Genomic DNA, 17,174 nt, shown 5'->3' with positions numbered 1-17,174 from the left:
TTCGGCGGCCTTCCCCGCACCGGATCCCATACGGTCGGAGCATGACCGAAGAAGAGCGTTACGCACTCGGCCTCGAGACCATGAACGCCGTGAACGAAGGCAGCGCCCAGAAGGTGCTGGACGGGCTGGGCGACATCGCGCCCGACCTGGCGCGGCAGATCGTGTCGTGGGGGTTCGGGGAGATCTACTCGCGGCCGGCGCTCGGGCCGCGCGACCGGCAGCTGCTGACGATCGGCATGCTGACCGCGATGGGCGGGTGCGAGCCGCAGCTGGAGCTACACATCGGGACGGCGCTGAACGTCGGCCTGACGCCCGCGGAGATCGTCGAGGCGCTGCTGCAGTCGGCGGGGTACTGCGGGTTCCCCAAGGCGCTCAACGCGACCGCCGTGGCGAAGAAGGTCTTCGGCGAGCGCGGACTACTGCCGGTGGGTGAAGCGTGAAGGTCGTCCTGTTCGGGGCGACCGGGATGGTCGGCCAGGGCGCGCTGCGGGAGTGCCTGCTGGACGGTCGCGTGGAGCGAGTGCTGACCGTCGGACGGACAGCGACCGGCGACCGGCACTCGAAGCTGACCGAGCTGGTGCCCGACGATCTCGGCGACCTGAGCCCACACGCCGAGCAGCTCGCGGAATATGACGCGTGCTTCTTCTGCCTCGGGGTCTCGTCGGCCGGGATGCCGGCGCCGGAGTACGAGCGGATCACCTACGCTCTCACCCTTTCCGTCGCCCGCACCTACGCGCAAGCGCGGCCGAACGCGACCTTCCTCTACGTCTCGGGCGCCGGCACCGACAGCACGGAACGCGGCCGCGTGCGGTGGGCGCGGGTGAAGGGCGCCACGGAGAACGCCCTGGCCCGGCTGCCGCTCGACGCGTACGCGTTCCGGCCCGGCTTCATCCAGCCACAGCACGGCATCACGTCGAAAACGCCGCTGTACCGCGGGATCTACCGCGTCACGACGCCGCTTTTCCCGTTGCTCCAACGGTTTCCGGCGGTGTTCATCACGACCGAGGTGCTCGGGCGCGCGATGATCTCGGTCGCGGCCGACGGCTACCCCCGGCGGATCCTGGAGTCACGCGACCTCAACGACGTCGGGCGACGAGACCGGCCAGGAGGTTCGCCAGGCCCTCGGTGAGGTTCTCCGCGAACAGGTCGGCGCCGGGGGCCACGCCCATTTCCGCGCTGGCCGTGGCGACCGCCTCGGTCGGGTTGGCGTAGGGCCACAGGCCGGCGACGATCACGAACACCGCGCCCGCGAAGTGCGCGGCGCCGGTGTGTGAGAGTTCCGGGACTTCGTCGCGCACCAACCCGGCCAGCCGGTCGATGTTGGCGGCCGCGCGGTGTTTGAAGCTGCGCGCGGTGTCCACGGAGATGTTGCGTTCCAGCACCGACGCCATGGAGCTGACCAGCTCGCACAGCAGCCGGTCTTCCTGCAGCGTGCGGGCGATCGTCGCGGCCACGCGTTCCTCGCGCACGAAGCCGGGGCCATCGACCGACACGACGGTGAGCGCCCGCGCGGCGACGTCCAGCCACCGCCGCCACACCTCGTCGAGCACCTCGAGGAAGATCGCTTCGCGGCTGTCGAAGTAGCGCAGCACGTTGGACTTCGCGAGGCCGACGCGATCGCTCAGCTCACGCAGGCTGATGTCGGCGACCGGCCGTTCGCGCAGCATCGCCGTGGCCGTCGCGAGGATCGTGGCGCGCCGGGCCTCGACCTGCTCGGGGCGGCGGGCGCGCTGGAAACCGGTGCTCACGGGCCCGAGGTTAGCAGCCCAGCAGTCTGTTAACCCGCCGAGATGGCCCGCGGGCAGACGCTGAAGAACCACCGGCCTCTTGAGCAGAACGCTGTGGCCCATGTCCCACGGACCCGCGGACGTCCGGCTTCCCGAACGCCCGCGAGCCCGGGTCAGGAGATGACGAGGCTGGCGATCTTGCCGTCGCGCAGGTCGATCGTCATCGTGCCGGTGCCGTTGAAGCGGTTGCTCTTCACGCCGAGCGTAAGGACGTAGTTGTCCTCGCCCTTGCCAGGCTTGATGCCCTTCACGATGAAGTTCGCCCCGACCCCGATGTTGTCGGTTTCGTTCCAGCTCAGCACGCCTTCATGGCCGTGGAACTTGCGTCCCCAGTCCTCGAGGAACGCGTCGGAGGTGAAGGCGTCGACGAAGCTCTTGGCGTCGGCCTTGTTGGTGGCGTCCACGAACTGCTGGATCGCGGCCGGCACCTGCGGGGAGTCCGAAGTGGTCATACCCGGATTCTGCCCGGCGGGCGACGCGAGCGCCTCCCCCTCACGGGACTTGACCCGTCGGTAGCTCCAGATGAGCAGGGCGAACAGGATGACGCCGGAGAGGATGATGCTCGACCCGGTGCTCCAGCCGCTGAACGGCAGCCAGTCGAGGGTGCCCCATACGATGCCGGCGGCGAAGAGCGCCAGGCCGGCGAGCACGGAACCCGCGATCCGCAGCGGCGAGGCCACGCTGTCCTCGGCGGCCTTCATCGCCCGCGTGCGCACCGGGTCGACGAACCGTTCCAGCGCCGGGAACTGCGAGGTCAGCACCACCAGTCCCGCGAGCACCAGCAGCAATCCGGGTCCCGGCAGCACCAGCAACGCGATCCCGACGAGGACCAGCACGCCGCCCACCACCGCGGCGATCGCCTGCTTCACCGGTTTGCCGAGTTCCACGCGGCCCCCTCCTGTCCGTTTCAGCCAGTGTGCCTGGCTCACGGACCGGGCGCCCGGAGAAACTCCGGATCACCCCGGGATCGGCGCACACGTCCGAAGTGGACCGACCGCAAAACCGGCTGCGGTCCCGAACCGGTATCAGGCCTGCGCGCCGAGGTGCGCGCCGAGTTTGTCGAGCCAGTCACCCGTGCCCTGCTCGCGCCACGCCGGCTCCTCGTGTCCGTCGAGGAACGTGCCCTGTTCGGTGAGCACCAACCGCGTGCCGGCGCCGTCCGGGACCAGCTCCACTGTGGTGACCGACACCGTGGCGAGGCCGGCCGGACCGCTGAGCGCCCCGGCGTAGACGATCCGCTCGCCGTCGACGATGTCGTGGTACTCGGCCGTGAACGAGAGGTCTCCGGCACTGTTGGTCTCGCGGCCGCCGACCCGGAAGTCCAGCGAGTGCTCACCGGCACCGAACCAGCTCGCCTTCGCGGCCGGATCCGCCCATGCGGCGAACACGCGCGCGGGCGGCGCGGGGTAACGGCGTTCGAGAGTGAACGTGGAATGTTTGACGTCGGTCATGACGTGTTCCCTTCCTGTCGGTCGGTGGTCAGAAAGCCACCGAGACGGTCGAGCCGGTGTTCCCAGCCGGTGCGCTGCTCGCCCAGCCACTGCTCGGCCAGGCGCAGGCCCGCCGGCTCCAGCCGGTACGTGCGCACACGACCGGCCTTCTCCGAGGCCACCAGCCCGCACGACTCGAGCACCCGCAGGTGCTGCATCACGGCAGGCAGCGACATCGCAAACGGTTGCGCCAGCTCCTTCACCGCGGCGGGTCCGGTGACCAGCCGCGCCACGAGCTCGCGCCGGGTCCCGTCGGCGAGTGCCTGGAACACCCGGTCGAGCTGATGGTCAACCATGTGCTTAACCATGCGCTCGCCGCGCCCAATAGTCAAGTAGATGCTTAACTAAAAACTTCGGCCGACCGTGTCGGTCCGCGCCGGCTCCGGTGGTCGCAGTGACGAACCGCCTCGACCGAACGCCCTCGGCGCGGTAGGAAATCACCAGAGAGAAGGGGCCAACCGATGCGCTACATGATGTTGATCTGCGGACGGAGCCACGACGAATCCCGGCCGCTGCCCGACGACCCCATGGACCCCGCCACCGAAGCGTGGGTGAAGGAGATGGACGAACGTGGCGTCCGGGTGACCGGCAACCGGTTGCGGCCGGTGAGCATGGCGACCACCGTGCGCGTCGAAAACGGCGAGGTGCTGCTGTCCGACGGGCCGTTCGCCGAGACGAAGGAGCAGATCCTCGGCTTCGACCTGCTGGAATGCGAAGATCTCGACGAAGCCGTCGAGGTCGCGTCGAAGCACCCGGCCGCGCGGTTCGGGCCGATCGAGGTCCGGCCGCTCTGGCTCTGGCCCGGAGAAACGCCCTGAGCGCCGAAGCCGCCGTCACGGCCGCCTTCCGCGAGGAGGGCGGCCGGGTGGTGGCCACGCTCATCCGGCTCACGGGCGACTGGGACCTGGCCGAGGAGTGCGTGCAGGAGGCGATGGCGCGGGCGCTGGAACGTTGGCCGCGCGACGGCGTGCCGGCCAAGCCGGCGGCGTGGCTCACCACCACCGCGCGCAACCACGCCCTGACCCGCCTCAAGCGCAGCGCGACCGAAGCCGCGAAGCTACGTGAAGTCGCCGCGCTGGCGCCGACCGAGGAACCCGAAGCCGACCCCAGCGGCGTGCGGGACGACCGGCTGCGGCTGATGTTCACCTGCTGCCACCCGGCGTTGCCGCTCGACGGCCGCGTCGCGCTCACGCTGCGGACGCTCGCCGGCCTGACGACGGCGGAGATCGCGCGCGCGTTCCTCGTGAGCGAGCAGGCGATGTCGCAACGGCTCGTGCGTACGAAACGCAAGATCCGCGAAGCCGGCATCCCCTACCGCGTGCCGCCCGCGCACCTGCTGCCGGAACGCACGGCGGCCGTACTCGGAGTGCTGTACCTGCTGTTCAACGAGGGTTACGCCGCGACCGCCGGCGACGCGCCCGCACGCCACGACCTCTGCGTCGAGGCCATCCGGCTCACCCGGACGCTGCTGACGCTCATGCCCGACGAGCCCGAGATCGAAGGCTTGCTGGCGTTGCTGCTGCTCCAGCACTCCCGCCGCGGCGCGCGGCTCGACGACGACGGCGAACTCGTGACGCTGGAAGAGCAAGACCGCGCTCGGTGGGACGCAGCGGCGATCGACGAAGGCCTCGCCCTCGTGGACACGGCGCTGCACCGCGGCTCGCCCGGCCCGTACCAGCTCCAGGCGGCAATCGCGGCCTGCCACGCGGCCGCGCCCGCCGCTTCGGACACGGACTGGCCGCAGATCGCCGCGCTGTACGGGGAACTCGCGAAGCGCGTGCCGTCGCCGGTCGTGCAGCTCAACCGCGCGGTGGCAGTCGCGATGTCCGATGGCCCGGCCGCCGGCCTGGCGCTCGTCGACGCGATGGCGGGCGACCTCGACGACTACCACCTGCTGCCCGCCACGCGCGCCGACCTGCTACGCCGCCTCGGCCGTCGCGAGGAAGCCGCGGACGCGTACCGCGCGGCGCTCGCGTTGGCCGGCAACGAAGCCGACCGCCGCTTCCTGCGCCGCCGCATGAGCGAAATCTCCCCCGAAACGCCGTGAAGGGCACCTTGGGGGAAGTCCTCCAAGGTGCCCTTCACGGACCGTCGGCTAAAAGCCCTCGCCGGCCAGCAGCTGCTCGAACGGCAACGACGTCAGCTCGTCCGAAGCCTTCGCCTCGGGAGCGGCCGAGACCGCCGCCGCCAGCTCGCCCGCCGCACGCTCGACGCGCCGCTGCAGCGAGCCGGTCGCGCTCGCGCTGCCCCAGTCCGACGAAGCCGCATACACGCCTGTCGCGACGGGAATCGCGCGCAGGTAAGCGAAGAGCGGCCGCAACGCGAAGTCCAGCACGAGCGAATGCCGTTCCGTACCACCGGTCGCGGCGATCAGCACCGGCTTGCCTTCGAGCGCTTCCTTGTCCAGGACGTCGAAGAAGGACTTGAACATCCCGCTGTACGAAGCGGTGAAGACCGGCGTCACGGCGATGAGACCGTCGGCGTGCGTCACCGTGTCGATGACTTCCTTCAGCTTCGGGCTGGGGAAACCGGTGAGCAGGTTGTTGGTGACGTCCACGGCGGTGTCACGAAGCTCGATCACCTCGACCACGGTGTCGGGGCCCAGTGCGGTGCGCGTCGCGTCCGCCAGCCGGTCGGCCAGCAGCCGCGTGGACGACGGCTGGCTCAGCCCGGCGGTGACCACGGCGATGGTGCGTGCGGTCATTTCTGCCTTCTTCTTTCCGAAACGGGGTTCAGACGCGGGTTTCTGCAGCAGGCTCTTCGGCGGTTTCTTCAGCGTCGCGCGCGGCCTTGAGCGACTCGTGGGTCGGCGCGTCGGGCACGTGCGCCGGGCGCATCGACTCGAGCTCCTTGCGCAGCACCGGCACCACCTGCTCGCCGAGCAGGTCGAGCTGCTCCAGCACGGTCTTCAGCGGCAGCCCGGCGTGGTCCATGAGGAACAGCTGGCGCTGGTAGTCGCCGAAGCTCTCGCGGAAGGTCAGCGTCTTGTCGATGACCTCCTGCGGGCTGCCGACGGTCAGCGGCGTCTGCGACGTGAAGTCCTCCATCGAGGGGCCGTGCCCGTACACCGGCGCGTTGTCGAAGTACGGCCGGAACTCGTTCCACGCGTCCTGCGACTTCGGCCGGATGAAGGCCTGCCCGCCGAGTCCGACGATGGCCTGGTCGGCCTTGCCGTGGCCGTAGTGCTCGTAACGCTGGCGGTAGAAGCCGATCAGCTGCTGGTAGTGCGAGGTCGGCCAGAAGATGTGGTTGGCGAAGAAGCCGTCTCCGTAGTACGCGGCCAGCTCGGCGATCTCCGGGCTGCGGATGGACCCGTGCCACACGAACGGGGGCACGTCGTCCAGCGGTCGCGGGGTGGAAGTGAAGCCCTGCAGCGGGGTGCGGAACTTGCCTTCCCAGTCCACGACCTCTTCCCGCCAGAGGCGGCGCAGCAGGGCGTAGTTCTCGATCGTGAGCGGGATGCCCTGGCGGATGTCCTGCCCGAACCACGGGTACACGGGGCCGGTGTTGCCGCGGCCCAGCATGAGGTCCACGCGACCGTCGGCCAGGTGCTGCAGCATCGCGAAGTCCTCGGCGATCTTCACCGGGTCGCTGGTGGTGATCAGCGTCGTGGACGTCGACAGCGTGATTGTCTTCGTCTGCGCGGCGATGTAGCCCAGCATCGTCGTGGGCGACGAGGGGACGAACGGTGGGTTGTGGTGCTCACCGGTCGCGAACACGTCGAGGCCGACCTCTTCGGCCTTGAGGGCGATCCGGACCATCGCCTTGATGCGCTCGTGCTCCGACGGCGTGGTGCCGTTGGTGGGGTCGGTCGTGACGTCGCCCACCGAGAAGATTCCGAACTGCATGACCGCTCCTCAGCCGGGTAGTTCGTGGTGCTGCTTCCTTGTCTGCACAACTGCTCGCGCGAAAGAAGTATTCCACGGTGACAGTGCGCGTGACCCGGCGCACTCCCCCGCCGGTACCCCTGACCCACGGGACTCTCGCCACACCGGGGCCCGAGCGCGCGGAAGCTGTCGGGGTGTGCGGATATCCTGCAGTACTGTGTCGGCTCGGGGCCTGCCCGGGACGCCACCGTCCGCAGGCACCCAGCCTGCCTCAACCAGCCTGAACAACGCCGTACAGCGAGCCAAGATCCGGGAGAGCGACCTCGTGACTGCTGAGACTCTGTACGGGGCCGACGACCTCACGCACCTCGAGGGCCTCGAAGCCGTCCGCAAGCGCCCCGGGATGTACATCGGCTCCACCGACAGCCGTGGCATCAACCACTTGTTCTCGGAGATCATCGACAACTCCACCGACGAGGGTGTGGCGGGCCACGCCACCCGCGTCGTCGTCACCCTCCACGCCGACGGCAGCGTGCAGGTCGACGACGACGGGCGCGGCATCCCCACTGGCGTCCACGCCAAATCGGGCCTTTCCGGCGTCGAGCTCGTGCTCACGCGGCTGCACGCCGGCGGCAAGTTCGGCGGTTCGGGGTACAAGACGTCCGGCGGTCTCCACGGCGTGGGCGCCTCGGCGGTCAACGCGTTGTCGCACCGCTTCGACGTCACGGTGAAGCAGGACGGCAAGGTGCACCAGATGTCGTTCGCGCACGGGGTGCCCGGCACGTTCGACGCGCCCGGCCCGAAGGCGAAGTTCACGCGGCATTCCGGCCTGAACCTCGTCGGCAAGATGAAGCGCGGCGAGCGCAGCGGCACGTCGATCCGGTACTGGTACGACACGCGCTACTTCGAGACGGGCGCGTCGCTCGACGTCGAGGGCGTGCGCGCGAAGCTGCGCAACACGGCGTTCCTGGTGCCCGGCGTCACGTACGTGCTGCGCACCGCCATCGAGGACACCATCACCGAGGAGACCTTCCACTACCCCCACGGGCTGGTGGACATGGTCGACTTCCTCACCCCGTCGGGCGAAAAGCCGGTGTGCGGCACCCTCGTGATCACCGGCGAGGGCACCTACAAGGAGAACGCCGCCGACGCCAACGGCGTGATGCAGTCCAATGTGGAGCGCCACGCCGAGGTGGAGGTCGCGCTGCGCTGGGGCACCGGCTACGAGCGCACGGTGGAGTGCTTCACCAACACGATCCGCAACGTGCACGGCGGCACGCACCGGCGTGGTTTCGACCGCGCCGTCACGCGCGCGCTGCAGGACGCGATCGGCAAGACCCGCGGGCTGCTCAAGCCCAAGGAGGACCCGCCGACGCTCGAAGACGTGCTCGAAGGCATGACCGCCGTGATCCACGTGCGCCTGCCGGAGCCGCAGTTCACGTCGCAGACCAAGGACGAGCTGTCCACGGCCGGCATCACGCGCGTGATCCAGGGCATCGTCGACAAGCACGTGAAGGCGTGGGTCGACGACCGCAGGACCAAGTCCGAGGCGAAGGTCGTGCTGCAGAAGGTGGTCGACGCCGCGCGCGTGCGGCTCACTCAGAAGCAGCAGAAAGACGCCGCGCGACGCAAGACCGCGCTCGAAGGCGCGGCGATGCCGCCGAAGCTCGTCGATTGCCGCACCACCGGTGTCGCGCGCAGCGAACTGTTCCTCGTCGAGGGCGACAGCGCTTTGGGTTCGGCCCGCATGGCGCGCGTGTCGGAGTACCAGGCGCTGCTGCCGCTGCGGGGCAAGATCCTCAACGTGCAGAAGGCCTCGCTGGGCGACACGCTGAAGAACGCCGAGATCGCGTCGATCGTGCAGGTGCTCGGCGCGGGCACCGGCCGCACGTTCGACCTCACGACGATGCGCTACGGCCGCGTGATCCTGATGGCCGACGCCGATGTCGACGGCTCGCACATCCGCACACTGCTGATCACGCTGTTCGCGAAGTACATGCGCCCCGTGATCGAAGACGGCCGGCTGTACGCGGCGATGCCGCCGTTGCACAAGCTCGTGACGAAGGGCCGCAACCCGGAGACGCACTTCACCTTCACGCAGCGCGAGATGGAGACGAAGTTCGCGGAGCTGGAGAAGGCGGGCAAGAGCATCGTCACGCCGGTGCCGCGGTTCAAGGGCCTCGGCGAGATGGACGCCGACGAGCTGTGGGAAACCACCATGAACCCCTCCACGCGCTCCGTCCGCCGCATCACCATGGACGACGCCGAAGCCGCCGAAAGCGCGCTCGAACTGCTGATGGGCGAAAAGGTCGAGCCCCGGCGCAACTGGCTCGTCGCCTCCTCCGACCGCGTCGACCGCGACGCCATCGACGTCTGAGTTTTCCTTAGCTACCAAGGAGTTCTACCGTGGCACGCCGCAAGGGCACCACCACCAAGGTCGATCCCAGCGCGTTCGACTCCGCCGGGGCCAACGTCTTCGACAACTCGCTCAAGACGGAGATCGAAGACTCGTACCTGGAGTACGCGTACTCGGTCATCCACTCGCGCGCGCTGCCTGATGCGCGGGACGGGTTGAAGCCGGTGCACCGGCGGATCTTGTTCTCGATGAACGAGAACGGCTACCGCCCGACGCATGCTTACGTGAAGTCGTCGCGCGTGGTCGGCGACGTCATGGGCAAGTACCATCCACACGGTGACGTGGCGATTTACGACGCCATGGTGCGGCTGGCACAGGACTTCTCGCTCAACGTGCCGCTGATCGACGGGCATGGCAACTTCGGTTCACCGGACGACGGCCCGGCCGCAAGCCGCTACTGTCTCACCGGCGACACTCGGGTCCGGCTGGCCGATGGGTCCAGCCCGCGTATCGGCGACCTGGTGAACCTGCCCGCCGACTCCGAGGCCGACGCCGACTTCGAGGTACTCGACAAGGACGGCAAGGCGGTCCGGGTCGACAAGGTCTTCAACTCCGGAGAGCACCCCACCGTCCGCATTACGACGAAGTCCGGGTTCTCGATCCAGGGCAGCGAAAACCACCCGGTGCTGTGTCTCGAGGCACCCATGGGCGTCCCGATGTTCCAGTGGCGCCAGCTCGACGAGGTCAAGCCGGGCACCGTGGTGTGCCTGGCTCGCAACGCGTGGACGCAGGTCGTTCCGACCGCCGATGAGCACATCACCGCCGAGTTAGCCTCCGCTGATGCCGAGTTCGTGCCCGAGTCGGTCTGGGCCGGCGGTCCCGGCGTCAAACGAGCATTCCTGATGGCCCTGTTCGAGCGCGGTGGGGAATGCCGACAGGCCGGTGGCGCGTACACGGTCGAATACCCGACCCGCAGCGAGCAGCTCGCATCGGAGATTCAGGAACTGCTGGCCGAGTTCGGTGTCATCGCCACGCACGAACGCGGCAACGTCGGTTCGGTCGAGCACCGGCTGGTCGTGTCCGGTCCGCGCGAGATCCAGGCGTTCGCCGAACGAATCGGCTTCCTGAAGACCAAGCACGCCGACCTGCAGGGCCTACTGGAGCAGTTCGGTCGGCACGCGCACCAGCTCAGTGACGACCGGGTGCCGTTCGTCGCGGACTACGTCGGTGGCGATGTCGACTTCGATCGCATGGAGCGCTGGGAGACCGAGCGGCTCCGGATCATCGACCGGATCAAGGACACAGAGGTCCTCTCCACGATCCTGCCGATCATGGACTCGGGTTACCGCTTCGAGGAGATCACCGAAGTCGAGGCCTGTGATCCGGCCGAGGTCTACTCGGTTCGAGTGGTCACGGAGGATCACTCGTTCCTCGCCGGTGGCTTCGTCAACCACAACACCGAAGCACGCATGTCGCCCGAGGCGATGCAGCTCGTCGGCGAACTCGGTGAAGACACCGTCGACTTCCGGCCCAACTACGACGGTTCCCTCGAAGAGCCGTCGGTGCTGCCCGCGGCGTTCCCGAACCTGCTGGTCAACGGCACGTCCGGCATCGCGGTCGGCATGGCGACCAACATGATCCCGCACAACCTCGGCGAGGTCATCGCGGCGGCGCGGTGGCTGATCACGCACCCGACGGCGACGCTCGACAAGCTGATGGAGTTCGTGCCCGGCCCCGACCTGCCGACGGGCGGCAAACTGCTCGGCCTGGACGAGGTGCGCCGCGCGTACGAGACGGGTCGCGGCGTGGTGCGGATGCGCGCGAACGTCGAGACCGGGCCGCTGGAAGGCAGCCGCGGGCGGCAGGCGATCACGGTCGTCGAGCTGCCCTACGGGGTGGGCCCGGAGAAGGTGATCGAGAAGATCACCGACGAGGTCAACAAGTCCAAGCGGCTCACCGGCATCGCCGACGTCAAGGACCTCACCGACCGCGAGAACGGCACGCGGCTGGTGATCGAGTGCAAGGTCGGCGTGAACCCGCAGGCACTGTTGGCGGACCTGTACCGGCTGACGCCGCTGGAGCAGTCGTTCGGCATCAACAACCTGGTGCTCGTCGACGGTCAGCCGCAGACGCTCGGGCTCAAGGAGCTGCTGGAGGTCTTCCTCCGCCACCGCTACGACGTGGTCACGCGGCGCACCAAGTTCCGCCGCCGCAAGCGCGAAGAGCGGCTGCACCTCGTCGACGGCCTGCTGATCGCGCTGCTGAACATCGACAAGGTCATCAAGCTCATCCGCGAGAGCGAGAACGCGCAGGCGGCCAAGGACGGCCTGATGACGCGCTTCAAGCTCTCGGAGATCCAGGCCACCTACATCCTGGACACGCCGCTGCGCCGCCTGACCAAGTACGACCGGCTGGAGCTGGAGTCGGAGCAGGAGCGGCTGCGCGAGGAGATCGCCGAGCTGACGACGATCCTCGACGACGAGTCGGTGCTGAAGAAGCTCGTGTCGACGGAGCTGGCGAAGATCGCGAAGGACTTCCCGACGGAGCGGCGCACCGCGCTGATCGACGGTGACCTCAAGGAGGTGCTGGCGGCGTCGAAGCCGTCCGGGCCGCTGGAGGTCACCGACGACCCGTGCCAGGTCATCCTGTCGGCCACCGGCCTTGTCGCCCGCACGGCGGCGGAGTCGGAGGAGTCGTCCGAGGTCAGGCGACGCAACGGCCGAGTGAAGCACGACGCCGTGTCCGCCATCGTGCACACGACCGCGCGCGGGCAGGTGCTGCTGGTGACCAGCCGCGGGCGCGCGTTCAAGACGGACGTACTGCCATTGCCGGTGCTCCCCGAGCAGGCCGGCACGGTCTCCCTGCGCGGCGGCATGGCGGCGCGCGAGCTGGTGCCGTTGGAGAAGGGCGAGACGGTGGTCGGTGTCGCCCCGCTGGGCGAGCAGGCGACGGGTTCGCCGGGCCTGGCGATCGGCACGCGCGCCGGCGTGGTGAAGGTGGTCGCGCCGGAGTGGCCGGTGCGGTCCGACGAGTTCGAGATCATCACGCTCAAGGCAGGCGACGAGATCGTCGGCGCCACCTGGCTCACCGATGGTGAGGAAACGCTGGCGTTCATGTCGTCCGAAGCGTCGCTGCTGCGCTTCGCCGCGTCCCTGGTGCGGCCGCAGGGCCTGAAGGGCGGCGGCATGGCCGGCATCAACTTGGGCGCCGGCGCTTCGGTGGTCTTCTTCGGCGCCGTCCGCACCGATGACGACGACCACGGCGAGCCCATGGTCGTCACGGCCACGGGCCAGTCGGTGAAGGTCACGCCGTTCAGCGAGTACCCCGCGAAGGGCCGCGCCACGGGCGGCGTGCGTGCCCACCGCTTCCTCAAGGGCGAGGATTCGGTGGCCGTCGCCTGGATCGGTCCGCGCCCCGCTGCCGCGGCCCGCAACGGCGACCCCGTGGAGCTGCCCGAGGTCGACCTCCGCCGCGACGGCTCCGGCCACGCCCACCCCGGCCCGGACGTCGTGGGCCACACCATCGAGCGAGACTGAGTTCTCTTCCGGCGGGGCACTTGCCAGGTGGCGGGTGCCCCGCTTTTTCGTGTCTCTCGATCGTGCGATGCGTTATATATCGCCCTACGATACATTGGAGCCGTGGCCACTCCGCGCAGCATGTCCGAACAGGCGTTTTTCATCCTCACCGCACTCGTCGACGCCCCTCTCCACGGGTACGGCATCGTCGGCGAGGTGAAGACTCTGTCTTCCGACCGCCTCACCCTGCGCGTGGGCACCCTGTACGGCGCCCTCGACCGGCTGACCACCGAGGGCCTCGTGGAACCCGACCACGACGAGGTCATCAACGGCCGACTGCGGCGGTACTACCGGCTGACTCCCGACGGGCGGACCACTCTGGCCCTGGAGGCCGAACGACAGGCGGCGAACGCCCGGGTGGCGCACCGACGGTTGGGGCTGGGTCTCGCCGGGGAGGGGTCCTCGTGAACGGCGCCGAACCGGAACCGAGGAACACAGCAAGGAGGTGACGACGTGAAGCCCCTGGAACTCAAGTATCGCCGGCTCACGCGGGTGTTGCCGGCGCACTACCGGCGGGCATGGGAGGACGACATGGTCTCCACGTTCCTCGAAACCACGACCACACACTCCGAGGATCCTGAATTCGAGCTGGACTACGGACGGCCGGACGCCAGGGAGACAGCGAGCGTCCTCGCGCTGGCGGTGCGGCTGCGGTTGAGCGACGAGGGGCCGACCCGCTATGCGCTCGCCGGAGAAGTCGTCCGGCGGCTGGCCTTGGCGGGCGTGGCGTTCCAAGCCGCGTCGGCGCTGATCACCGGGGTTCTCCGGCTCACGTGGCCGCCGCCGCTGGTGCGGGAGGCGCCGACGGTTGCCCTTGTGGCGGAGCTGTTGTGGTTGCCCGCGTTGGCCGCGCTGCTGACTGGACGGAGGAAACTCGCCGCGGCGTTCACCCTGGCGGCGACCATCGGCACATTTCTGACCCTTCCCGGCCATTGGGGCCAGCTCGTGCTGCAAGTCGCGACACTGGCGGCGATCGCCGGATATCCCAAGCCCGTGACCGTCCACACACGACAGTGGCTGGCTGCCACCGGGATCACCGCCGTCGTGGCGTTTGCCGTGCAGTGGCTGGGAATCGTGGACGAAGTCGCGGTGGCCGGGGTTCTGACGATCGCCGTCGGGCTCGTGCTGCTGACCATCGCACGGCCGGCAGCACGCGAGACCTGGCTGGCCGCGGCGACCATCGTCATGATCGCCGTGCTTGCTACCGTGCCAAGCCTCGTCGGACACCTCGTCCCGATCGCATGGGGAGTGATCGGAGCCCTCGCCATCACCGCCGCCGCACTGGCCATCCGAACAAGGCGGACCCACAAAACCACCTGAGCATCACACCCCGAGCTCACCTCGACCCTTTACGTGAGAGTTAAGCAAGGCGATCCTGCTGTACCGCGGCGAGTACTTCCGCGCGACGCACAGCGACTTCTACCACCAGACGCCCACCGAGCACCCGATCAGCCTCCAGCAGGCGCGCGACCTCGTGGCTACCGCACACCCGAAGTTCTCCCCCGCGTGGGTGAGCAACGACGGCGGCGTGATCGCGGTCGGTGACCCGGACTTCGCCGAGGCGTACGCCGTCGACCCCGGGACCGGGCACATCAACGGGAGCACCCGGCTCGAGAGCGGGGTGATGGGGTTCCTTGCGAACCTCCACGACTGCGCCCTGACGTGCGAGGGCTATCCGGGCTACGTGTCGTGGCTCGCGAAACCCGTGCCGACCATCGGGTTCGCCTGGCCGCCCGGCACGAACTGGGGGCTGCTGCTCGTGGTCGTGCTCTGGCTGTTGATGGTGCTGCTCGCGATCACCGGCATCGTCGTGTGGTGGCCCGACTTCCGGCGCTTCTCACACGGCTTCCGCGTGCGCACGGGCAAAGGCCGCTTCGCGCGTGACTACGACCTGCACAACGTGATCGGCATCGTCGCGGTGCCGTTCGTGCTGATGTGGGGCGTCACCGGCGCCGCCTTCTACCTGCCGCCGGTCAAGGACGCGTGGCTGGCGGTCACCGGCGGGACGGCCGCCGACCCGCAGAAGTACTCGTTCACCGCCAACGCAGCCGCGCCCGGCACCCGGGAGATCGGCATCGACCGGGCGGCCGCGGCGGCGCTGGCCGAAACCCCCGGCGAAATCAGGTACCTCACCACGCCGCAGGACGGCTACTACAGCGTCTCCATCGCCAGTGAGGGCTACCAGCCCTACGGCGCTCGCGCGTTCTTCGGTGGCGACCACACGGTGTACGTCGACAGCCACGACGCCACCCAGCCGTCGCAAAGCCCGGGCACAACGGGAAACACCGCGCGAAACACCGGCGAACACAGAACCACGCCAGGCGACGGCGTGATCGAAACACTGGCCTTCGCCACCACGATGGTCTGCGTGGCCGGCGGGCTCGCCGTGCTCGGCGCCGGGCTCGCCGGCCGCTACCGCCCTGAAAGGGCACTGCCGGCACTCGCCGTCGTGGAGCTGGCCCTCGTCGTCCAGGCCATTGCCGACGTCACCGGCCTCCGCACCGGAGACCGCCCCGCCGAACCGGCCACGCACCTCGCCTATCTCGCGACGTCCCTCGTCCTGCTCCCCGCCGCCACGGCGTGGGCCGCCAACGAACAAGACCGCTGGGCCGCCGTCGTCATCGCCGTCGCGCTCCTCGCGCTCGCCGTCGTCGTGATCCGCGCGCAAACCACCTGGCGACCGGCATGAAAAGGCCGCCCCGGGGCAGGAAACCCCGAGGCGGCCCCGGAGCCGGGTCAGCCGCCGCGTCAAGGCGGACCCGGCACGTACCGAAAACTCAAGCGATCTTGAACGACTGTGCCGCCCCGCCGTTGCAAGTGGCCTGCACGAGCCGCACGGAGTCGGCCGTCGAGCCGCCCGGCACCGTCAGGCACTTGCCGCTGTGCCGCGCGGTCAGGTGGTAGTAGCCGCCGCCCTCGGACACCGGCAGCCACTGCTGGTTGGCGCCATTGCTGTAGGACCACAGCTGAATGCCGGCGTTGTCCGCGGTGGACACATCCTGGACGTCGAGCACTTCCGCCGCGTTGCCGCGGTTGTTCACGCGCACGTACCCGTCGCTGGTCGGCTGGAACTGGTACTGCTGCGCGTTGGTGGCGTTGCAGGTGTACTGCTGCACCACGGTGCCGTTGGTCGTGCCCGCCGCGGCCGCGTCGACGCATTTGCCGGTGGCCTTGTTCACCACCGGGTACCACGCGCTGGACGAGATCCCACCGGCGGGCGGCGTGGTGCCGCCGTCACCGGTCGCGCCGCCGAGCCAGCGCAGGCCGTCGAGCACGAAGCGGTTCTGGTCGGGGCTGGCGAACGTCGACGACAGCGCGGTGTTCGTGTCGTAGTTCATCTTGTTGTGGCCGAAGTTCGCGTAGATCATCTTGTAGCTCTTGTTCGTCCACATGATCGGGTAGTAGCCGCTGTACCACGTCTGCGACGGGTCGTCGCCGACCGGGAACGTGCCCGGGTCGAGCGAGGCCAGGATCGAGATGTTCGGGTTCTGGCGCAGATCCTTCTGCCAGGAGTACCACTCGCTGACCGACGACTGGATCGTCGCCGGCAGGTTCACCGTGGACGGGTGCGTGCGGTTCTCGATCTTCAACGTCTCACCGGTCGGGCCCCACGAGTTGGAGACGAAGCGGCCGGTGCCGAGGAAGTCGTTGTGGAACCAGTTCGAATACGACGGCGACGAGCTGTCGTTGTACGCCGTCACGTGGAAGCCGAAGAACCCGCCGCCGGAGTCCATGTAGCGCTTGAACCCGTCGAACTGCGCCTGCGACTGCGGCTGATCGTCGAGGAACATCACCACCGCGGCCTGCGAAGTGGTCAGCGAGGTGAGCTGGTTCCAGTTGTTGGTGGCCGTGAACGTGTAGCCGTTGGCCGCCGCCTGCTGCTGGAACCACGGGCGCGCTTCGTTTTCGAAGCTGATGTGCGCCGCGTCGTAGGTGCCGCTGTAGAACGCGAGCACTTTGAACGGCGTGGCCGCGGCGGCCTGTGGCGTGAGCGCGGGCGAACCGTACGCGAGGCCGAGGCACGCGGTGAAGAACACCAGCGCTTTCCCGGCCAGCCCGAACGGGCGTCGTTTGGCGAACATGGATGGTCCTTCCGGTGGGGAGGGGGGCAGGGGGAGGGGAAAGGAGAGGAGGAAGGG

The 17,174-nt window shown here is 68.9% G+C and carries 14 protein-coding genes and 4 pseudogenes; 11 read left to right on the top strand and 7 right to left on the bottom strand.

Annotated elements, in window-relative coordinates:
• The first annotated feature begins 41 nt into the window (after positions 1-41).
• Entirely contained in the window at positions 42-440 is a 399-nt protein-coding gene (locus AB0M56_RS27470; RefSeq protein WP_364180661.1) for a carboxymuconolactone decarboxylase family protein, read from the top strand.
• Positions 437-1,129: an epimerase gene (locus AB0M56_RS27465; RefSeq protein WP_364180659.1), complete on the top strand. Its 693-nt coding sequence runs from the start codon at positions 437-439 to the stop codon at positions 1,127-1,129. Before AB0M56_RS27470 ends, AB0M56_RS27465 begins: the two co-directional genes overlap by 4 nt.
• On the opposite strand, the gene AB0M56_RS27460 is transcribed toward AB0M56_RS27465, so the two are convergent.
• The 4 genes and pseudogenes from AB0M56_RS27460 to AB0M56_RS27445 all read right to left on the bottom strand — a co-directional run bounded on the left by AB0M56_RS27460 (position 1,077) and on the right by AB0M56_RS27445 (position 3,573).
• Positions 1,077-1,748, bottom strand: a complete 672-nt coding sequence (locus AB0M56_RS27460; RefSeq protein WP_364180657.1) for a TetR family transcriptional regulator — start codon at positions 1,746-1,748, stop codon at positions 1,077-1,079. The genes AB0M56_RS27465 and AB0M56_RS27460 overlap by 53 nt on opposite strands.
• A 533-nt stretch (positions 1,749-2,281) precedes the next feature.
• Positions 2,282-2,674: pseudogene (locus AB0M56_RS27455) on the bottom strand (PGPGW domain-containing protein); the annotation flags it as partial.
• A gap of 138 nt (positions 2,675-2,812) precedes the next feature.
• Positions 2,813-3,238 (bottom strand): SRPBCC domain-containing protein, encoded by a 426-nt coding sequence (locus AB0M56_RS27450; protein WP_364180655.1) that lies wholly within the window; start codon positions 3,236-3,238, stop codon positions 2,813-2,815.
• Positions 3,235-3,573, bottom strand: coding sequence for a metalloregulator ArsR/SmtB family transcription factor (locus AB0M56_RS27445; protein ID WP_364180653.1), 339 nt, complete (start codon positions 3,571-3,573; stop codon positions 3,235-3,237). Before AB0M56_RS27445 ends, AB0M56_RS27450 begins: the two co-directional genes overlap by 4 nt.
• Before the next feature lie 165 nt (positions 3,574-3,738).
• Here AB0M56_RS27445 and AB0M56_RS27440 point away from each other — a divergent pair, with 165 nt between their 5' ends.
• A complete protein-coding gene (locus tag AB0M56_RS27440) occupies positions 3,739-4,095 on the top strand; it encodes a YciI family protein (protein ID WP_364180651.1) in 357 nt (118 codons plus the stop codon).
• Complete coding sequence (locus AB0M56_RS27435; protein WP_364180879.1) at positions 4,092-5,324, top strand: RNA polymerase sigma factor; 1,233 nt, start codon at positions 4,092-4,094, stop codon at positions 5,322-5,324. Before AB0M56_RS27440 ends, AB0M56_RS27435 begins: the two co-directional genes overlap by 4 nt.
• A 48-nt stretch (positions 5,325-5,372) precedes the next feature.
• On the opposite strand, the gene AB0M56_RS27430 is transcribed toward AB0M56_RS27435, so the two are convergent.
• Both AB0M56_RS27430 and AB0M56_RS27425 read right to left on the bottom strand, forming a co-directional pair.
• On the bottom strand, positions 5,373-5,981 hold the full coding sequence (locus AB0M56_RS27430; RefSeq protein WP_364180649.1) for an FMN reductase: 609 nt from the start codon (positions 5,979-5,981) through the stop codon (positions 5,373-5,375).
• A gap of 28 nt (positions 5,982-6,009) precedes the next feature.
• Entirely contained in the window at positions 6,010-7,125 is a 1,116-nt protein-coding gene (locus tag AB0M56_RS27425; protein ID WP_364180647.1) for an LLM class flavin-dependent oxidoreductase, read from the bottom strand.
• 304 nt (positions 7,126-7,429) lie between these two features.
• On the opposite strand from AB0M56_RS27425, the gene AB0M56_RS27420 reads away from it, so the two are divergent.
• The 7 genes and pseudogenes from AB0M56_RS27420 to AB0M56_RS27390 all read left to right on the top strand — a co-directional run bounded on the left by AB0M56_RS27420 (position 7,430) and on the right by AB0M56_RS27390 (position 15,724).
• Positions 7,430-9,481, top strand: coding sequence for a DNA topoisomerase IV subunit B (locus AB0M56_RS27420; protein ID WP_364180646.1), 2,052 nt, complete (start codon positions 7,430-7,432; stop codon positions 9,479-9,481).
• A 29-nt stretch (positions 9,482-9,510) separates the two neighbouring features.
• Positions 9,511-9,918, top strand: a pseudogene (locus tag AB0M56_RS27415) (DNA gyrase subunit A); the annotation flags it as partial.
• Between the two features lie 12 nt (positions 9,919-9,930).
• Positions 9,931-10,569 (top strand): annotated as a pseudogene (locus tag AB0M56_RS27410) (LAGLIDADG family homing endonuclease); the annotation flags it as partial.
• Positions 10,570-10,917: 348 nt separating this feature from the next.
• Positions 10,918-12,996, top strand: a pseudogene (locus AB0M56_RS27405) (DNA gyrase subunit A); the annotation flags it as partial.
• A 102-nt stretch (positions 12,997-13,098) separates the two neighbouring features.
• Complete coding sequence (locus AB0M56_RS27400; protein ID WP_364180645.1) at positions 13,099-13,443, top strand: helix-turn-helix transcriptional regulator; 345 nt, start codon at positions 13,099-13,101, stop codon at positions 13,441-13,443.
• A gap of 45 nt (positions 13,444-13,488) precedes the next feature.
• Positions 13,489-14,355 carry a hypothetical protein gene (locus tag AB0M56_RS27395; RefSeq protein ID WP_364180643.1) on the top strand — a complete coding sequence of 289 codons (867 nt, stop codon included), beginning with the start codon at positions 13,489-13,491 and terminating at the stop codon, positions 14,353-14,355.
• A 52-nt stretch (positions 14,356-14,407) separates the two neighbouring features.
• Positions 14,408-15,724: a PepSY-associated TM helix domain-containing protein gene (locus AB0M56_RS27390; RefSeq protein WP_364180876.1), complete on the top strand. Its 1,317-nt coding sequence runs from the start codon at positions 14,408-14,410 to the stop codon at positions 15,722-15,724.
• An 88-nt stretch (positions 15,725-15,812) separates the two neighbouring features.
• Here the strand turns inward: AB0M56_RS27390 and AB0M56_RS27385 are convergent, their stop codons facing one another.
• Entirely contained in the window at positions 15,813-17,117 is a 1,305-nt protein-coding gene (locus AB0M56_RS27385; RefSeq protein ID WP_364180642.1) for an RICIN domain-containing protein, read from the bottom strand.
• Positions 17,118-17,174: the final 57 nt, after the last annotated feature.

Origin of the sequence: Amycolatopsis sp. NPDC051372 (assembly GCF_040682095.1) — a bacterium.
Classification (GTDB): domain Bacteria; phylum Actinomycetota; class Actinomycetes; order Mycobacteriales; family Pseudonocardiaceae; genus Amycolatopsis.
Note: the sequence above shows the minus strand (reverse complement) of the source record. Positions and strands in the feature narration are given on the sequence as shown.

Bases quoted from the DNA above. Each gene is read 5' to 3' on its own strand.
- AB0M56_RS27385 (WP_364180642.1), bottom strand. From the start codon at position 17,117: ATGTTCGCCAAACGACGCCCGTTCGGGCTGGCCGGGAAAGCGCTGGTG.
- AB0M56_RS27440 (WP_364180651.1), top strand. From the start codon at position 3,739: ATGCGCTACATGATGTTGATCTGCGGACGGAGCCACGACGAATCCCGG.
- AB0M56_RS27425 (WP_364180647.1), bottom strand. From the start codon at position 7,125: ATGCAGTTCGGAATCTTCTCGGTGGGCGACGTCACGACCGACCCCACC.
- AB0M56_RS27445 (WP_364180653.1), bottom strand. From the start codon at position 3,573: ATGGTTGACCATCAGCTCGACCGGGTGTTCCAGGCACTCGCCGACGGG.
- AB0M56_RS27470 (WP_364180661.1), top strand. From the start codon at position 42: ATGACCGAAGAAGAGCGTTACGCACTCGGCCTCGAGACCATGAACGCC.
- AB0M56_RS27450 (WP_364180655.1), bottom strand. From the start codon at position 3,238: ATGACCGACGTCAAACATTCCACGTTCACTCTCGAACGCCGTTACCCC.
- AB0M56_RS27430 (WP_364180649.1), bottom strand. From the start codon at position 5,981: ATGACCGCACGCACCATCGCCGTGGTCACCGCCGGGCTGAGCCAGCCG.